The organism is Acidovorax sp. Leaf73, from assembly GCF_916855635.1.
Classification (GTDB): Bacteria; Pseudomonadota; Gammaproteobacteria; order Burkholderiales; family Burkholderiaceae_C; genus Acidovorax; species Acidovorax facilis.
In genome coordinates this window covers 285018-302906 of the sequence record NZ_CAKASI010000007.1, presented here as the reverse complement: position 1 = coordinate 302906, position 17889 = coordinate 285018, and the positions used below count along the sequence as shown (strand labels likewise).

At 65.5% G+C, this 17889-nt stretch carries 14 protein-coding genes; 7 read left to right on the top strand and 7 right to left on the bottom strand.

Annotated features, from left to right (window positions below):
• Positions 1-258: 258 nt before the first annotated feature.
• From LPA35_RS23280 to LPA35_RS23260, 5 genes are all read right to left on the bottom strand, one after another.
• Positions 259-1026, bottom strand: a complete 768-nt coding sequence (locus LPA35_RS23280) for a class II glutamine amidotransferase (RefSeq protein ID WP_228899269.1) — start codon at positions 1024-1026, stop codon at positions 259-261.
• Between the two features lie 253 nt (positions 1027-1279).
• The gene (locus LPA35_RS23275) at positions 1280-2734 is read right to left on the bottom strand and encodes a DHA2 family efflux MFS transporter permease subunit (protein WP_228899268.1); all 1455 of its coding nucleotides are present in this window, start codon (positions 2732-2734) and stop codon (positions 1280-1282) included.
• A 57-nt stretch (positions 2735-2791) separates the two neighbouring features.
• Positions 2792-2980, bottom strand: coding sequence for a 4-oxalocrotonate tautomerase (locus LPA35_RS23270; protein WP_010466444.1), 189 nt, complete (start codon positions 2978-2980; stop codon positions 2792-2794).
• A gap of 70 nt (positions 2981-3050) precedes the next feature.
• Positions 3051-3314 carry a cysteine-rich CWC family protein gene (locus LPA35_RS23265; RefSeq protein WP_228899265.1) on the bottom strand — a complete coding sequence of 88 codons (264 nt, stop codon included), beginning with the start codon at positions 3312-3314 and terminating at the stop codon, positions 3051-3053.
• A 313-nt stretch (positions 3315-3627) separates the two neighbouring features.
• Positions 3628-5838: a malate synthase G gene (locus tag LPA35_RS23260; RefSeq protein ID WP_228899263.1), complete on the bottom strand. Its 2211-nt coding sequence runs from the start codon at positions 5836-5838 to the stop codon at positions 3628-3630.
• 283 nt (positions 5839-6121) lie between these two features.
• Between LPA35_RS23260 and LPA35_RS23255 the strand changes: the two genes are divergently transcribed.
• From LPA35_RS23255 to LPA35_RS23245, 3 genes are all read left to right on the top strand, one after another.
• Positions 6122-8047 (top strand): acyl CoA:acetate/3-ketoacid CoA transferase, encoded by a 1926-nt coding sequence (locus tag LPA35_RS23255; RefSeq protein WP_228899261.1) that lies wholly within the window; start codon positions 6122-6124, stop codon positions 8045-8047.
• Positions 8048-8190: 143 nt separating this feature from the next.
• Positions 8191-9123 (top strand): LysR family transcriptional regulator, encoded by a 933-nt coding sequence (locus LPA35_RS23250; protein WP_121421459.1) that lies wholly within the window; start codon positions 8191-8193, stop codon positions 9121-9123.
• Positions 9124-9152: 29 nt separating this feature from the next.
• Positions 9153-9800: a response regulator transcription factor gene (locus LPA35_RS23245; protein ID WP_228899259.1), complete on the top strand. Its 648-nt coding sequence runs from the start codon at positions 9153-9155 to the stop codon at positions 9798-9800.
• Between the two features lie 147 nt (positions 9801-9947).
• Here the strand turns inward: LPA35_RS23245 and LPA35_RS23240 are convergent, their stop codons facing one another.
• Positions 9948-12617, bottom strand: a complete 2670-nt coding sequence (locus LPA35_RS23240; protein WP_370641503.1) for a PAS-domain containing protein — start codon at positions 12615-12617, stop codon at positions 9948-9950.
• Between the two features lie 230 nt (positions 12618-12847).
• Between LPA35_RS23240 and LPA35_RS23235 the strand changes: the two genes are divergently transcribed.
• On the top strand, positions 12848-14215 hold the full coding sequence (locus tag LPA35_RS23235; RefSeq protein WP_228899257.1) for a dicarboxylate/amino acid:cation symporter: 1368 nt from the start codon (positions 12848-12850) through the stop codon (positions 14213-14215).
• A gap of 203 nt (positions 14216-14418) precedes the next feature.
• Positions 14419-14865 (top strand): DUF2214 family protein, encoded by a 447-nt coding sequence (locus LPA35_RS23230; RefSeq protein ID WP_228899255.1) that lies wholly within the window; start codon positions 14419-14421, stop codon positions 14863-14865.
• Between the two features lie 78 nt (positions 14866-14943).
• On the opposite strand, the gene LPA35_RS23225 is transcribed toward LPA35_RS23230, so the two are convergent.
• The gene (locus tag LPA35_RS23225) at positions 14944-15312 is read right to left on the bottom strand and encodes a PsiF family protein (RefSeq protein WP_055397983.1); all 369 of its coding nucleotides are present in this window, start codon (positions 15310-15312) and stop codon (positions 14944-14946) included.
• 203 nt (positions 15313-15515) lie between these two features.
• Here LPA35_RS23225 and argS point away from each other — a divergent pair, with 203 nt between their 5' ends.
• Together argS and LPA35_RS23215 are read left to right on the top strand one after the other, a co-directional pair.
• The gene (argS, locus tag LPA35_RS23220; RefSeq protein WP_228899254.1) at positions 15516-17225 is read left to right on the top strand and encodes an arginine--tRNA ligase; all 1710 of its coding nucleotides are present in this window, start codon (positions 15516-15518) and stop codon (positions 17223-17225) included.
• A 9-nt stretch (positions 17226-17234) separates the two neighbouring features.
• Positions 17235-17879: an SPOR domain-containing protein gene (locus LPA35_RS23215; protein ID WP_228899253.1), complete on the top strand. Its 645-nt coding sequence runs from the start codon at positions 17235-17237 to the stop codon at positions 17877-17879.
• Positions 17880-17889: the final 10 nt, after the last annotated feature.

Sequence of the window (17889 nt, the reverse complement as noted above, 5' to 3'; positions counted from 1 at the left end):
CGAACAGGACAGTGAAACGACTTTGCGCCGATGATAGTGCGGGTTCCCGTGTGAAAGTAGGTCATCGTCAGGCTCTTACAGCCCAGAAAACCCCAGTCATATTTGACTGGGGTTTTTTGCTTTGGGCGTGACGCTAATGCAATGCAGGATGGCTCCGAGAGCGTTGCATGCCGACTCTCTGGACACTGAAGCTACGCGGCCAAAGGCTCCCGCCCGAGACAAGCTCCTTTGATCGCATCGCGCGCGCAGCGCTAGGGCTTAGACGTCCAGTCTTCTGCCTTCGCAAAACACCAGCAATTCGCTTTTACCAAACGCTGTCCAGGTTTCATTGGTCGTCAGCGGGCTCGTCACAATCACGGCCACTTCGTCTTTTTCATTGGTTTCTCGGGAAAAGTCGAGGCTGACGTCTTCATCACTCAGTTGTGCCTGGCCAAACGGATACCGGCGCTCCAAGTAGTACAAGCTGGTGGTTGCATGGGACCATAGCGCCTGACCATTCGAGAGCAAGAAATTGAAGGTGCCGTGGGGGCTGATCCCTGCGGCCAGCTCTTTCAGCGTCAAAGTCAGTTCCGGGACGGACGGCACACTGGCATGGGACTTTGCCAACTCCTGCATGATCCAGCAAAAAGCATGTTCGCTGTCGGTGTCGCCCACCGGGCGGAAATGCGAGTGGAGGCGGGGGCGGAAATCCTTCAGATCGCCGTTGTGGGCAAAAACCCAATAGCGTCCCCAGAGTTCACGCACGAAGGGGTGGCAGTTTTGAAGGCTGACAATGCCCTGGGTCGCCTTGCGGATGTGGGCGATGACGTTTTTGCTTTTGATCGGGTATCGGCGGATCAGCTCTGCCACCGGCGACTCCACCGCTGCCTGATGATCTACAAAATGTCGTAGGCCTTTGTCTTCAAAAAAGGCGATGCCCCATCCATCGCTGTGGTGATCCGTCTTTCCTCCCCGTTGCGCAAATCCCGTGAAGCTGAAGGTCACGTCGGTGGGAACATTGCAATTCATGCCGAGCAGTTGGCACATGGGGAGATTCCGTTTCTCTGAAGTCTTGGCGGTTCCGCTAGGGATCCTCTGCACGAATCGAGCGGTAAGTGTGCGCTGCGAATCAGGATGGCTGCCAGGCGCAAGGCGCAGCAATAGCCGTAGCTATTGCGAGCATTTGCAACACCGCAGACCACTCGAGTCCGCAGATGCACACGGTGCGGTGATTCGTGCAGAGGGCCCCTAGATCATGCCCGATGCGGTCCGGCGAAGGCGATGGCCATAGGTGGACCGTTCAACGGGGCTTGGCTTCCCGCAATTGCCAGGCGGCTACCAAGGCCAGCAGGCACAACAAGGTCAGCATCAAAAAGGTTTCGCCGAACGCAGTGATACGGGCCGGGCTGCTGGCGCCCGCGACCAGCGAGGCGCCATGGGCGCTCAATCGCCACTCTAGGACGATGCCACACAGGCTGACGCCGGCTGCCCCGCCCAGCATGCGCAAGAAGCCGATGGTGCTGGAGCCCTGCGAGATAAGTGATTTGTCCAGGGGACGCATGGCCCCGAGGTTCAACGAGGGCAGGATGAAGCCGAGACCAATGCGGCCCAAAATTGCAAACGCCACCAGCATCCACAATGAAGAGCCCAAGCCCACAAACACCATGAGTCCAAACGAAAGCGCCAGCAAGCCCAGTCCGATGCTGACCAGAAAATGGGTGGGCTGGCGGTCGGCAAGTCGGCCCACCACCGCGATGGTGATGGCAAGGACAAATCCTGCTGGCAGCATGAGCGTACCCACATGTGATGCCGACAAGTCCAGCCCCAACTGCATGAACACTGGCAGCAGATAGGTGGACCCGAACAAGGCCGTACCGTAGATGAATGCCACCACGCTGCCCATGGCGAACTGGCGGTACTGAAACAGGCGCAGATCCATCAGCGGCTTGCGGCCCATGCGCAGCAACTTGCGCTCCCAGGTGATGAAACACGCGACAGCCACCACCGCGCCCGACAGCAGGCCGAGTGCATCGGCCACGGAGCCGCCATGCAGCGACACCAGGCCATTGAGCAAGCACAGCGTACCCACAGTGCCCAGCAGGAGCCCACGCCAGTCCAGCGCCTCACCTTGGCGGTTGGCCTCTACCCCGCCCGGGGCGGTGACGGGCACAAACTTGTAAGCCAACCAGATGGACGCCAGACACAGCGGCACAACCATGAAAAAAATCGAGCGCCAGCCAAACCAGTCCACCAGCAAGCCGCCGATGCTAGGCCCGATGGCGGGTGCCAGTACAACGCCCATGCCGAAGATGCCGCTGGCGCGGCCCTGCTCATGGGGTTTGAAGGCGTACAGAATGATGACGGCCGGAATCGGTTGAACAACGCCTGCCGCCAGGCCCTCCGCCACCCGGGCGACCAGCACCAGGCCGAAGTCCTGGGCGAGTCCGCCGCCAATGCCACCCGCCAGCAGCAGCAACATAGCGCCCACGTAGGTGGCGCGGTACCCGTAGCGCGACAGCAGCCAGGGCGTGGTGAGCATCGACACCGTGGTGGCCACCATGAAGCCCGAGGTGACCCACTGCGCGCGTTCCTGGCCCAATGTGAAATAGTGGCTCATGTCGGGGATGGCCACGTTCACGATGGTGGACGACATGATCGACGCCATCGTTCCCACCATGACCGACAGCAGCACCAACCAGCGGTAGCGCTCTCCGTAGCGCTCCCGCAAAACGGCCAGCGAGCCTGCCTGGGTCATGGCGTCGCGTGCGTTAAATTTCTGAAACGGTGCGAGGGCGAAAACGCTAAGAGCCGCTCAGGTGCGCTCGGACCAGAGCTTGCCGCCCGTGGCCCAGTTTTCGCGCTTGATATCGGTGATGAGAATGTCCACCGACTCGGGCGAGCCGCCCAGGATTTCAACGGAAACGCGGGTGATTTCCTCCACCAGCTTCTTCTTTTGTTCGACCGTGCGGCCTTCCATCATTTCGACGTGGTACGTGGGCATTTCAGCTTCCTTGCAGTAGGGGTGGTTGCACAAACAAAAAACAAAGGCGAAATCATATCGACGCGGGCTGCTACGACGGTGCAAGCGGCGGCGACGACGGAGAGGGCGGCCTCTCGCGTGATCCGCAGGCCGGGCAGATACAGGTCTTGCCCCGTTGTTCGGGCCGCAGCGCGACCAGCGCCTCGGAGGCAACGGACCCGGGGGCCATGCACCAGCAACTCTCGGCTGGCTGTCCGGCGGCAATCGCGCAAAGGTTTGGCTGCCCGCACAGGGGGCAGACGGATGCGGTGGGCGCATCGGTAGCGCTACTAGCGCTGGGCGAAGGGGAAGTCATGGCGGATTCGGCTTGCACTCGGGTGGCCCGCCACGGGGGCGGGCGTGCCGAGGTGCAGTGTACGGCGCAAGCACATACCCCGCTGCGGAGCGGAACTGGTTGAACCCTCTGCCGTGGGCCGATTCCTCGGACCTGTCGCACGTTCGTAAACCAACTTTGGTTTGTGCGCAGCGAGGTGGAGATGGGCTGAAAGAGAACTCCGAGCACAAATAGCTGCTAGCGCTTTAGTATCAAGCGCAAGCAGCTATAAAAAACTGAGCAATCGTCCCATTGAAGCGCGCGCGATGCCCATGCACGCGCCACCGCCTGCTGCTCAGGCGGCCTGCGCCGCCTTCAGCCTCAGGCGCCAGGCGTGCAGCAGCGGCTCGGTGTACCCGCTGGGCTGCTCCTGGCCCTTGAGCACCAGGTCCAGCGCTGCACGGTAGGCGTAGCTGGTGTCAAAGTGGCCCGCCATCGGCTGGTACAGCGGGTCGCCCGCGTTTTGGCCATCGACCACGGCGGCCATGCGCTCGAAGGTCTCCTTCACCTGGGCATGCGTTACCACGCCGTGCAGCAGCCAGTTGGCCATGTGCTGGCTGCTGATGCGCAGCGTGGCGCGGTCTTCCATCAGGCCCACATTGTGGATGTCGGGCACCTTGGAGCAGCCCACGCCCTGATCCACCCAGCGAACCACGTAGCCCAGGATGCCCTGTGCGTTGTTGTCCAGCTCCTGCTGCTTTTCAGCGTCTGTCCAGTTCGGGTTGGCGGTGACGGGGATGGTCAGCAGGCCGGTCAGCAGGTTGTCGCGCTCGGCATTCACGTCGGTCTTTTCCAGCTCGATCTGAATGTCGCTCACCTTCACCTGGTGGTAATGCAGCGCGTGCAGCGTGGCGCCCGTGGGGCTGGGCACCCAGGCGGTGTTGGCACCGGCCTTGGGGTGGGCGATCTTCTGCTTGAGCATCTCGGCCATCAGGTCGGGCATGGCCCACATGCCCTTGCCGATCTGCGCCTTGCCGCGCAGGCCGCAGGAGAGGCCCACCAGCACATTGTTCTTCTCGTACGACTGAATCCAGGCGCTGGTCTTCATGTCGCCCTTGCGCACCATGGGGCCGGCGTGCATGGCGGTGTGCATTTCGTCGCCCGTGCGGTCCAGGAAGCCGGTGTTGATGAAAGCGACGCGGCTCGATGCGGCGGCGATGCAGGCCTTGAGGTTGACGGACGTGCGGCGCTCTTCGTCCATGATGCCGAGCTTGACGGTGCTGTCGGGCAGGCCCAGCAGCTTCTCGACACGGCCGAAGAGTTCAGCGGCAAAGCCTACTTCGGCGGGGCCGTGCATCTTGGGCTTGACGATATAGACGCTGCCCTTGCGGGAGTTGCGAATTCCGTTGGCGCCATGGCCTTGCAGGTCGTGCAATGCGATAGCCGTTGTGACCACTGCATCCATGATGCCTTCGGGGATCTCGCGCTGCGTGCCCTGCGTGTCGGTCCACAGGATGGCCGGGTTGGTCATCAGGTGGCCCACATTGCGCAGGAACATCAGCGAGCGGCCATGCAGGCGCACTTCGCCGCCTTGCGGACCGGTGTAAACACGGTCCGGGTTCAGCCCACGCGTGAAGGTTTTGCCGCCCTTGGCGACCTGTTCGGTCAGCGTGGCCTGGATGATGCCAAGCCAGTTGCTGTAGCCCAGCACCTTGTCCTCGGCATCCACGGCGGCCACGGAGTCTTCCAGGTCCAGGATGGTGGAGAGCGCGGCTTCCAACACCAGGTCGCTCACGCCCGCAGCGTCGGATTGGCCAATGGGCGTGCTGCGGTCGATCTGGATATCCAGGTGCAGGCCGTTGTGCTGCAGCAGCACCGATGAGGGCGCTGCTGCGCTCCCCTGGTAGCCCTTGAACTGCGATGCGTCCTTGAGGCCCGTGGTGCTGCCATTGGCCAGTGACACGACCAGCTGGCCGCCTTCCACCTTGTAGCCCGTCGAATCCTTGTGCGAGCCTGCAGCCAAAGGCGCCGTGTCGTCCAGCACCTGGCGCGCAAAGGCAATAACCTTGGCGCCGCGAACGGGGTTATAGCCCTTGCCCTTTTCGGCGCCACCTTCTTCGCTGATGGCGTCCGTGCCATACAGCGCGTCATACAGGCTGCCCCAGCGCGCATTGGCGGCGTTCAGGGCATAGCGGGCGTTCAGGATGGGCACCACCAGCTGCGGGCCGGCCTGCGTGGCCAGCTCGTCGTCCACGTTGGCGGTGGTCGCCTTCACGTCGGCGGGCTGGGACACCAAATAGCCGATCTTTTCGAGGAAGCTGCGGTAGGCCACCATGTCCTTGATGGGGCCGGGGTTGGCCTTGTGCCAGGTGTCCAGCTCGGTCTGCAGGCGGTCGCGCTCGGCCAGCAGGGCGATGTTGCGCGGGGCCAGGTCCGACACGATGGCGTCAAAGCCCTTCCAGAAGGCGGCGGCATCGACACCCGTGCCGGGCAGCACCTTGTCTTCGACAAAGCGGTACAGGGAGGTGGCCACTTGCAGGCCGTGGATTGCGGTGCGGTCGGTCATGAGGGTGCCTAAAGAGTTGAGTTGTTGAAACGTGGATCAAAGAAATGTCGGACCTTGGCGAGAAGGCCATGGACAGACTGTATTGCAAATGTTTGCCCACATAAATACGCTGAAAAGCTCGAAACCAGTGACTTTTACGCAAAACTGGTGACAGTCCGTAGTTGCACGGAATGGCGCACCGGCCGGTTAAGCACTACGCTGCGCGAAGAGCCAGGGCGGCCCCGCAACCTATTGCGAGGCCGTGACCTGGCTCATAAAAATAACCCCACCGGGAGACAAATCCATGCAGGCACCCTTGGCCGCTGGCGCGCTGAACGCTGCCTACAAGAACAAGATCGTCAGCGCCGCCGATGCGGTGCAGCTCATCCACGACGGCGATACCGTGGCCACCGGCGGCTTTGTGGGTATCGGCTTTGCCGAGAGCATCGCCGTGGCGCTGGCCCAGCGCTGGGAGTCCACGCAAACCCCGCGCGACCTCACGCTGGTCTACGCCGCAGGGCAGGGCGATGGCAAGCAGCGTGGCCTCAACCACCTGGGCCACGCGGGTCTGCTCAAGCGCGTGATCGGTGGGCACTGGGGCCTGGTGCCGCGCATCCAGAAGCTGGCGGTGGACAACCAGATCGAGGCCTGGAACCTGCCCCAGGGCGTGATCACGCATTTGTTCCGCGACATCGCTGCGGGCAAGCCCGGCACGCTCACGCGCGTGGGTCTCGATACCTTTGTGGACCCGCGCCACGGCGGCGGCAAGCTCAACGCGCGCACCACCGAAGACCTGGTGCGCGTGCTGCCCATCGACGGGCAGGACTACCTGTTCTACAAGGCCTTCCCCATCCACGTGGGCATCATCCGCGCGACCACAGCCGACGCGGACGGTAACCTCACCATGGAGCGCGAGGCGCTCACGCTCGAAGCGCTGGCGATTGCCATGGCGGCACGCAACTCGGGCGGCGTGGTCATTGCGCAGGTCGAGCGCATTGCCGAGCGTGGGTCGCTCAACCCCCGCCAGGTCAAGGTGCCGGGCGTCCTGGTCGACGCCGTGGTGCTGGCCACCGAGCCCGCGCACCACCACCAGACCTTTGCCGAGCCCTACAGCGCCGCCTTTGCCGGTGAGCTGCGTGTGCCCGTGGACACCCTGGAGGCGATGCCACTCACCGAGCGCAAGATCATCGCCCGCCGCGCAGCGCTGGAGCTGCGCCCGCACCAAGTAGTGAACTTAGGGATAGGCATGCCCGAGGGCGTGGCCAACGTAGCGGCTGAGGAGCGCATCATCGACCTCGTCACGCTCACGGCCGAGCCCGGCGTGATCGGCGGCATCCCGGCGGGTGGCCTGAACTTTGGCGCGGCCGTGAACCCGCAGGCCATCATCGACCAACCCAACCAGTTCGACTTCTACGACGGCGGTGGTCTCGACATCGCCATCCTGGGCCTCGCGCAGGCCGACCAGCACGGCAACCTCAACGTGAGCAAGTTCGGGCCGCGCCTGGCGGGTGCGGGTGGCTTCATCAACATCAGCCAGAACGCCAAGACCGTGGTGTTTGTCGGCACCTTCACGGCAGGCGCGCTGCAGGTGGAGGCCGTCGACGGCCACCTGCACATCCTGCACGAAGGCGGCGCGCGCAAGCTGGTGCGCGAGGTGGAGCATCGCACCTTCAGCGGCGCCGAGGCCCTGCGGCGCGGCCAGCGCGTGCTGTATGTGACGGAGCGCTGCGTGTTCCGCCTCGTGCCCTCGGGCGAGCCGGAGGGCGGCGGCGCGCTGGAGCTGATCGAGCTGGCGCCCGGCATCGACCTGCACCGCGACGTGCTCGCCCACATGTCCTTCACGCCGCGCATCAGCCCGGGTTTGCAGACCATGGATATGCGCCTGTTCGAGCCCGGCCCGCTGGGCCTGCGTGAGCAACTGCTCAATCGCCCGCTGGTGCAGCGCTTTGAGCTGGACGCCGCACGCCAACTGCTGCACATCGACTTCTCGGGCCTGCAGATCAACACCGCCAGCACCATCGACGCCATCGAGCAGGAGGTGCGCGGCCTGCTCGCCCCGCTCGCCGCACAGGGCGAGCGCGTGGGCGTGATCGTGAACTACGACCACTTCACCATCGCGCCCGACCTGGCGGATGCCTACACCGCCATGGTGCAGGGCCTCACGCGCGACCACTACGCGGAGGTCAAGCGCTACGGCACCGTGGGGTTTCTCAAGTCCCGATTGACCTGATTGCTATATTAGTGATAGCTATCAAGGCAATGTGGTCGAGCGCAAGGGCCTGTTTTTGCTTCAAGTTTTTCAGCCACCGGGTGCCGCCGCGCTGCAGCGGCCGTGTGCAGGCCCCCGCGTGGATGTCTCCATAATCACCGCCCATGGACAAACTCAAGGCCTTCGAATCCTTTGTGTCGGTGGCCACGCGCGGCAGCCTCACGGCCGCCGCCAAGGCCGAGGGCGTGGCACCGGCCATCATGGGGCGGCGGCTCGATGCGCTCGAAGAGCACCTGGGCGTCAAGCTGCTCGTGCGCACCACGCGCCGCATCAGCCTCACGCACGAGGGCAGCGCGTTCCTGGAAGACTGCCAGCGCCTGCTGTCCGACGTGGCGAATGCCGAGGCCAGCGTGTCCGAAGGCGGGGTCAAGGCCACGGGCCACCTTCGCATCACCGCGCCCGCCGGCTTTGGCCGGCGCCATGTCGCGCCTCTGGTGCCGCGTTTTCGCTCGGCGCACCCGGACGTGACCATCTCGCTCAACCTCAGCGACCGCGTGGTCGATCTGGCTGGCGAAGGTTTTGACTGCGCGGTGCGTGTGGGCGACCTGCCCGACTCGTCGCTCGTGAGCGTGCGCATCGCCGACAACCGCCGCCTGTGCGTGGCCACGCCCGAGTATCTGGCGCGGCGCGGCACCCCGCGCGCCCCGGCCGAGCTGGTGCAGCACGACTGCCTCACGCTGTCGAGCGACGCCTCGCAGACGCGTGGCTGGGCGTTCCGGGTGCCCCTTGCGGATGGCGCCACGGAGGTCATGCACCTCAAGCCCGGCGGGCCGCTCGACTGCTCCGACGGCCAGGTGCTGCACGACTGGTGCCTGGGTGGCTGGGGCATTGCCTGGCGCAGCACCTGGGAGGTGGAGGCCGAGATCGCCGCAGGCCGACTGGTCGCGGTACTGGAGGACTTTGCCGCCCCGCCCAATGGCATCTACGTGGTCTTCCCCCAGCGCAAGCACCTGCCTCTGCGCGTGCGGCTGTGGATCGAGCACCTCAAGCACCAGTACGCGCAGCCCGCGTTCTGGAAAGGCCCCCAGGGCGGCTGACCGCCCTGCCTTGGCAGACTGCACATTCCATGTCCTCCGCGCCCACGCTCCTCGTCGCTGACGACCACCCGCTGTTCCGCGCGGCCGTGCTGCACGTGCTGCGCGAGCGCCTGCCCCAGTACCGCACGCTGGAGGCGGCCAGCGCCGCCACGCTGGGCCAGGCGTTGCAGGAGCACCCGGAGATCGAACTCGTGCTGCTGGACCTAAGCATGCCCGGCACGCGCGGCTTCTCGGCCCTCTTGCATGTGCGCGGCGAATACCCCGAGCTGCCCGTGGTCATCATTTCGTCCAACGACCACCCCCGCGTCATCCGCCGCGCCCAGCAGTTTGGCGCGGCAGGCTTCATCCCAAAGTCCGCGCCTGCCGACGCCATGGGCGACGCCATTCAGGCCGTGCTGGACGGCGGCAGCGGGTTCCCGCCCATGGCGGCCGAGCGCTCCGAGGCCGACGCCGAGTTGGCCGCGCGGCTCGCGCAGCTCACGCCCCAGCAGTTCCGCGTGCTGCTGTGCCTGGCCGACGGGCTGCTCAACAAGCAGATCGCCGCCGCGCTGGGGTTGGCGGAGAACACGGTGAAGGTGCACGTCACCGCCATCCTGAAAAAGCTCGCGTGCTACAGCCGCACGCAGGCGGCGGTGCTGGTCAAAAGCCTGGAGACGGAAGACGGCGTGTCTTCCTGAGGTGGAGATCTGCATCAAAACGGCCGCTGTCGCTTATCCAAAAAGCCCTGGCAGCTACTAAAAGCGTAGCGACGAGCGCAGCCTATCCAACCGGGCGCAGCACCCTGCGCGAGGCGCCGTGCAAGGGCCGCCCCGCCGCGCAGCGGCTCAGGGGGATGCTCCCTGTCTCAGCAGCGTCTGGCTCACCAGCGCCCGCAGCGCGGGGGCGCGCACGGGCTTGGCCAGAAAGCCCCAGCCGCGCTCGGCGGCCTGGCGGCGCAGGGTGGCATCGCGCTCGGCGGTGACCAGGATCACGGCAGGCGTCTGGCCCCAGCGCTGGCACAGCTGCGCGAACACTTCAGGGCCGTGGAGGCCGGCGCCCAGGTGCACGTCCAGCAGCACCAGCTGCGGTGCCTGGCCGGGCTGGGCGGCGGCCAGGGCCTCGGGCGCGCCAGCGGCTAGCGGCACCGTGCACCCCCAGCGCTGCAGTAGGGCCTGCGTGGCGGCGCAGGTAGGGCCGTCGTCATCAATGACCCAGGCACTGCTGCCTTGCAGGGGGGCGTCGTCGGCGGGTTGCTGCGTGGTGGCGGGGGGCGCAGCCTGCTGCGCGGCGGCGGGGTTGCCCAGCGGCACACACACCCAGAACACGCTGCCGCGCCCCAGTTGCGAGCGCAGGCCAATCTCGTGCCCCAGCAGGCGGCCCAGGCGTTCGACGATGGCCAGGCCCAGGCCTGCGCCCCGGTCGTCGGCGCGGCCTTCGTCCAGGCGGCGGAATTCTTCGAAAATTTCACGCTGCAGAGCCTCGGGGATGCCGGGGCCCTGGTCATGCACTTCGATGCGCAGGTGGTCATTGCCCACCCTGCGGCAGCCCACCACGATGCGCCCCCGCCGGCTGTAGCGGATGGCGTTGGAGACAAAGTTCTGCAGGATGCGGCGCAGCAGGTTGTCGTCGGTGCGCACCACGGCGCGCGTGGGCACGCAGCGCAGTTGCAGGCCCTGGCTTTCGGCCAGCACGCCAAAGTTGTGGCCCAGCACCTGCAAGAGTGGCCCTAGGGCCACATCGTGGATGTGCACGTCGAACTGGCCCGATTCCATGCGCGAGATGTCGAGCAGGCTGTTGAGGATGGCGTCTTGCGCGGCCAGGGCGCCGTCGATGCTGTCCACGGCGTGCCGTTCGGCGTCGCCCGGCAGGTGGCTGCGCAAGAGCGAGGTGAACATGCGCGCGGCGTTCAGGGGCTGCAGCAGGTCGTGCACGGCAGCGGCCACAAAGCGGGTTTTGGAGCGGTTGGCCTGCTCGGCTTCGCGCCGTGCAGCGTCCAGGTCGCGGGTGCGGTCGGCCACGCGCTGCTCCAGCGCGTCGGCGAGGGACCGCAGCTCGCGCGCGGCGTTCTTGTAGCTGGTGATGTCGGCGTAGCTGGTCACAAAGCCGCCTTCGGGCAGCGGGTTGCCCCGGATCTCCAGCACGGTGCCGTCGCCCTTGGCGCTTTCGTGCAGGTGGGGTGTGCCGCTGCGCAGATGGGCCAGGCGGCGTGCGATGGCTTCTCCCACCGGGCCGGGGCCCAGCAGGCCCCGGCGTGCGTTGTGGCGCATCAGGTCGGCAATGGGCTGGCCCACGCGCATCAGGTCTGCCGGGAAGCGAAACAGCTGCACATAGCGCGAGTTCCAGGCCACCAGGTTCAGGTCGGCGTCGATGATGACCACGCCCTGCGGCAGATGTTCCAGGCTGCGCGAGAGGCCCGTGTCGGTCTGCTGGGCGGCCTGCTGCGCCGCCTGCACGATGCCGTCCTGCGCGGTGCGCAGCTCCTGGGCGTGCTGGCGCAACACGGTCTCCAGCTCCTGGCGGCTGCGCTGGCGCAGGCTGGACAGGCGCTGGCGCTGGCGCACAAACAGCACGAGCAGGCCCAGCGCCAGCCAGCCGCCCGCGCCTGCCGCAGCGGCCCACCGGCTGTCCGCGAAGCTGCTGCGTGTCTCGTGCAGCAGGTGCAGCTGCCACGGGGTGCCGGGCAGGGGCTGGGTCCGCCACAGCACGCGGCCGGGCAGGGCAGGGGCCTGCACGCTGACCAGCCGACCGCCAGTGTCCAGGGCTTCCACCACGCGGACTTCCAGCGGGCGCAGCGGCTGGTCGGCGTACTGCCGGGTGGCGTTCAGCTCGCGGCGTTCCTCATCGTCCAGTGGCTCCAGCAGGCGGTAGCGCCACGCATCCTGGCTGGCCAAAAAAACCACGCCATGCGCGTCCGACGCCAGCACGATGTCGGTGGTCTGCAGCCACTCGCGTTCCAGCTCCTGCAGCGCGATCTTGATGGCCACCAGCCCCAGCGTCTGGCCATGGTCGTCGTGGATGGCCTGAGACAGAAAGTAGCCCGGCTCACCCGTGGTCACGCCAATGCCATAGAAGCTGCCGCGCCCCTGGGCCAGCGCCTGCTGCACGTAGGGGCGAAAGCTGTAGTCCACCCCCACATTGCTGGTGGCCGTGCGCCAGTTGCTGGCGGCCACGGCCAGGCCGTCGCGGTTGAGCAGGGTGAGGGTGGAGGATTGGCTGGCACCGTTGGCCTGCTCCAGCTTGCGGTTGAGCTGCTCCCCATCGGCCGCACTCAGTGGGTGGGTCAGCGCGTTGCGCAGCTGTGCATCCAGCGCCAGTACTTCGGGCAGGGTGCGGTAGCGGTCGATGCGCTGGGCCAGGGCCTGGCCGTAGAGCGCCAGTTGGCCCTGCACGCTGCGGTTTTCTTCCTGCAGTGAACGCTGCCAGGCCCATTGGCCGGCGATGAACATGCTGCCCACCATGCCCCCAAGCAGGATCAGCAGGGTCCAGAATTTTCGGAGGCGGGGCGTCATCGTCATGGGGAAAATTTGTTCCTGGCGCGGTCCGTAGGCTGGGATGTTGCGGGGAGCGAGTGTGCCGCATCCCGGCCAGGTGCTAGGTGTTTTCCCTATATTGGGGCAAGCGGCGCCCTATGGCGGTGCCCCTGACTAATACCAATAGGTTATCGGCTCAAACAGCGTGCGGCGGTACAAACGGCACCCTCGACGCACCCCGGTGGTGCAGTCTTTCGTGATTTCAGGAGACCTCCATGCACGCCATTTCCGCCCCCACAGCCCACCCCGTGCGGCTGCCTTTTTACCGGCAGCTGTATTTCCAGGTGGTGCTCGCCATCGTCCTGGGTGTCTTGCTCGGGCATTTTGAACCCGCCTATGGCGAGGCGCTCAAGCCGCTGGGTGATGCCTTCATCAAGCTGGTCAAGATGATCATCGCGCCGGTGATCTTCCTGACCATCGTGACCGGCATTGCGGGCATGTCGCAGCTGAGCAGCGTGGGTCGCGTGTTTGGCAAGGCCATGGCGTACTTTTTGTTCTTCTCCACGCTGGCCCTGGTGGTGGGTCTGGTGGTGGCCAACGTGGTGCAGCCCGGCGCGGGCATGAACATCAACGTCGCCGATCTGGACCAGACGGCCGTGAAGAGCTACGTGGCCAAGTCGCATGAGATGAGCCTGACCGGGTTTGCGATGGACATCATCCCCAAGACGCTGGTCAGCCCCTTCGTGGGCGACAACATCCTGCAGGTGCTGCTCGTGGCCGTGCTGTTTGGCGTGGGCCTGGCACTGGTGGGTGAGGCGGGCCGTCCTGTGCAGCATTTTCTGGAAGCGCTGACCACCCCCGTGTTCAAGGTGGTGGGCATTGTGATGAAGGCCGCGCCCATCGGTGCGTTCGGCGCCATGGCGTTCACCATCGGCAAGTTTGGCCTGGGTTCGCTGGTCAATCTGGCCTGGCTGGTGGGCTCGTTCTACATCACCTCGCTGCTGTTCGTTGTGGTCATCCTGGGCTTTGTGGCCCGGCTGTGCGGCTTCTCGGTGTTCAAGCTGTGCCGCTACCTCAAGGCCGAGCTGATGCTGGTGCTGGGTACCTCATCCTCCGAATCGGCCCTGCCTTCGCTGATGGAGAAGATGGAAAAGGCCGGTTGCAGCAAGTCGGTGGTCGGCCTCGTGGTGCCCACGGGCTACTCGTTCAACCTGGACGGCACCAACATCTACATGACGCTGGCCGCGCTGTTCATCGCCCAGGCCACGAACACCGAACTGACGCTGGGTCACCAGGTGGCGCTGCTGCTGGTGGCGATGCTTAGCTCCAAAGGCGCAGCAGGCGTGACCGGTGCAGGCTTCATCACCCTGGCCGCCACCCTGGCCGTGGTGCCCGAAGTGCCGGTGGCCGGCATGGCGCTGATCCTGGGCGTGGACCGCTTCATGAGCGAATGCCGCTCGCTGACCAACTTTATCGGCAACGCCGTGGCCACCGTGGTGGTATCCCGTTGGGAAAACGCGCTGGACCATGAGCGCCTGGATGCCGCTCTGAACGGTCATCCCCTGCCTGCCCCGGCCATGGCCATGGCCCCGGTGGTGCCTGCGGATGTGCCCGCAGGCGCGATGGCCCGCACGGTGGCCTGATCGCGTCCGCTCCGGTGTTCGGTCAAAGCGGCGCAGGCCCTCGGGTCTGCGCCGCTTTTTTTTGGGGGGCGCAATGCGGTGGCACGCATACCGGCATGCCGCGTTGCGCGGCGGTAGCGAAATTCCTCAAGCAAAATGGCGGCCACCCGGGCTCCAGAAAAGCCGCGCGCAATGAGGTCCTGGGTTTTGCAAAGGAAACCCCCATGACCCTCGAAGCCGTCCTCGCCGCCCTGCACCTGGTGGCCATCCTGACCTTTGTGGTCTTTTTATCGAGCCAGGCGGCGCTGTGCCGCATGGAGTGGATGAACGCCGCTGTGGTCGAGCGCCTGGCGCGGCTGGATGTGATCTACGGCGTGGCGGGGGCGCTGATGATCGCCAGCGGCGTGGCGCGTGTCCTCTGGGGCATCAAGGGGGCTTCGTGGTATCTCTCGCAGCCGCTGTTTCACATCAAAATCACCATCATTCTGGTCATGATTCTCCTGTCCTTCTGGCCTTCGCTGGTGTTTCGCCGCTGGCGCCATGCCCTGCGCAGCACGGGGGCACTGCCAGCGGCGCAGGAGGTGGCCAAGGTACGCCGCCTCGTGATGCTCCAGTCCCACGTGTTGCCCGTGGTGGCGGTGATCGCGGTGTTCTGGGCGCGGGGCTGGTAGGCGTCGCAAGAAAGACGTTCCGCCCAGAAAAAAGCCGCTGACCCTCACGGGCAGCGGCTTTCTTTGTTTTGGCAGGGCTTATTTGTTCTTCAAGCATTCGCTCATGAAGGCCTTGCGCTCGTCGCCCTTGAGCGTCTTGGCTTTTTCGTCGGCGTTGCAGGCCTTCATCTTGTTTTGCTGGGTTTCTGGCTTGTTGCTCAGGCAGGTCTTCATGAAAGCCTTGCGCTCGTCGCCCTTCTTGTCCGCCGCTTCCGCATTGCAGGTGGCCATGCGGGTCTGCTGCTTGGTGGGCGCGGCGGCCGATGCCGCAGGCGCTGCCGGCGTGGCGGGGGTTGCTGCCGTGGCCGGGGCGGCGGCCTTGGCTCCGGCGGCAGGGGCGTCGGCAGCGTGGGCTGCGCCGAACGAAAGGACCAGGCTCAGGGCTGTCAGGGAGAGAAGCTTGTTCATAGGGGCTCCAGTAGAGTGTGGCATCTGACGCAACCTGCGTCGGATTGCCCGATTACAACGTATGCCCTGGAGACGGGGCTGACACGCCGCAGGCCAGGCCATGATTCTTTACGATCTGTTGCGTACTGGCTGCGCAGGGCTGCTTTGGCGGTGCTGGCGGCATGCTCGGTGAGCGCCCCGGCCCGGCCCCGTAAAATCCGCCGATGCTCACAGCCAAAAATGAATTGCTCGCTGCGCTTGCAGCCGAGCTGGAAGTCCTGTCCCCTGGCGCTGGCGCCAAGGCGGCGTTTGAATCCCCCAAGGTGGCGGCCCATGGCGACTTCGCCTGCACCGCCGCCATGCAACTGGCCAAGCCGCTCAAGCTCAATCCCCGCGCCTTGGGTGAACAGCTCAAGGCCGCACTGGAGGCCACGCCCGCCTTCACCCGCTGGGTGGATGCCATTGAAATCGCCGGACCGGGCTTTCTGAACATCCGCGTGAAGCCCGCCGCCAAGCAGGAAATCGTGCGCGAGGTGCTGGCAGCTGGCGAGCGTTTCGGTTATCAACCCGACAACGGCCAGCGCGTGCTGGTCGAGTTTGTCTCGGCCAACCCCACCGGCCCGCTGCACGTGGGCCACGGCCGCCAAGCTGCTCTAGGCGATGCCATCTGCAACCTGTTCAGCACCCAGGGCTGGAAGGTGCACCGCGAGTTCTACTACAACGACGCGGGCGTGCAGATCGATACGCTGACCAAGAGCACGCAGCTGCGCGCCAAGGGCTTCAAGCCCGGCGACGACTGCTGGCCCACCGACAGCGACAACCCGCTGGCCAAGAACTTCTACAACGGTGACTACATCGCCGACATTGCCGAGGCCTTCAAGGCCAAGGCCACGGTGAAGGCCGACGACCGCGAGTTCACGGCCAACGGCGACGTAGAGGACTACGACAACATCCGCCAGTTCGCCGTGGCCTACCTGCGCAACGAGCAGGACAAGGACCTGCAGGCGTTCAACCTGCACTTTGACGAGTACTACCTGGAGTCCAGCCTGTACACCAGCGGCCGCGTCGAGGCCACGGTGAACAAGCTCGTCGCCAATGGCAAGACCTACGAGCAAGATGGCGCGCTGTGGCTGAAAAGCACGGACTACGGCGACGACAAGGACCGCGTCATGCGCAAGCAGGACGGCTCCTTCACCTACTTCGTGCCCGATGTGGCGTACCACATCGCCAAGTGGGAGCGTGGCTTCACGAAGGTCGTCAACATCCAGGGTACGGATCACCACGGCACCATTGCCCGCGTGCGCGCGGGCTTGCAAGCGGCCGACGTGGGCATCCCGCAGGGCTACCCCGACTACGTGCTGCACACCATGGTGCGCGTGGTCAAGGGCGGTGAAGAGGTCAAGATCAGCAAGCGCGCAGGCAGCTATGTCACGCTGCGCGACCTGATCGAATGGACCAGCAAGGACGCCGTGCGTTTCTTCTTGCTCTCCCGCAAGCCCGATACCGAGTACACCTTCGACGTGGACCTGGCCGTGGCGCAGAACAACGACAACCCCGTGTACTACGTGCAGTACGCGCATGCCCGCATCCAGTCGGTGCTGCGCGCGTGGCAAGAGGCTGGCGGTGGCAACGTGGCTTCGCTGCACGACGTTGATCTGTCGGCTCTCGAAGGCCCACAGGCCCAGGCGCTGATGCTGCAGCTGGCCAAGTACCCCGAAATGCTCACGGCTGCGGCCGACGGCGAAGCCCCGCACGATGTGACCTTCTACCTGCGCGACCTTGCCGCCAGCTACCACAGCTACTACGACGCCGAGCGCATCCTGGTGGACGACGAGGCCGTGAAGAAGGCTCGCCTGGCGCTGGTCGCCGCCACCGCGCAGGTATTGCACAATGGCCTGGCCGTGCTGGGCGTGTCGGCTCCAGCCAGAATGTAAGCAGTCACTATGAAGAAACAACAGACGGGCGGGACCATCGTCGGCTTTATCGTTGGGGTCATCGTGGGCCTGGGCGCTGCCTTGGCTGTGGCGGTGTACGTGACCAAGGTGCCGGTGCCCTTCCTCAACAAGGGCAATGGCCGGGGCGTGGACATGGACGCCGCCGAGACCCAGAAGAACAAGAACTGGGATCCCAATTCGCCTTTGTATGGCAAGAACCCGGCTCGCCCGGCAGCCCCGCCCGCTGTGGCTGCCTCGGCGCCCACCTCGGCCGCGCCGGATGCGCGGGCTGTGGCATCGGCGCCCGCACCCAAGCCCGCTGCCAGCAAGCCCGAGGCCAAGGCTGAAACCAAGCCTGGCGCCGACCCGCTGGGAGATCTGGCCGTGGCCAAGGCTGCTGCCAAGGGCAATCTGGACCCGTTCGACTACTTTGTCCAGGCCGGGGCTTTCCGCACCCAGGCGGACGCCGATGCGCAGCGCGCCAAGCTGGCCATGCTGGGCTGGGAGGCCCGCGTGAGCGAGCGTGAGCAAAATGGCCGGGCGGTGTTCCGCGTGCGTGTGGGGCCGTTCACCAAACGCGACGACGCCGAGCAGCTCAAGGAGAAGCTCGATGGCGCCGGTCTGGAGTCGGCGCTGGTGCGCGTGCAGCGCTGACGCGCCAGAC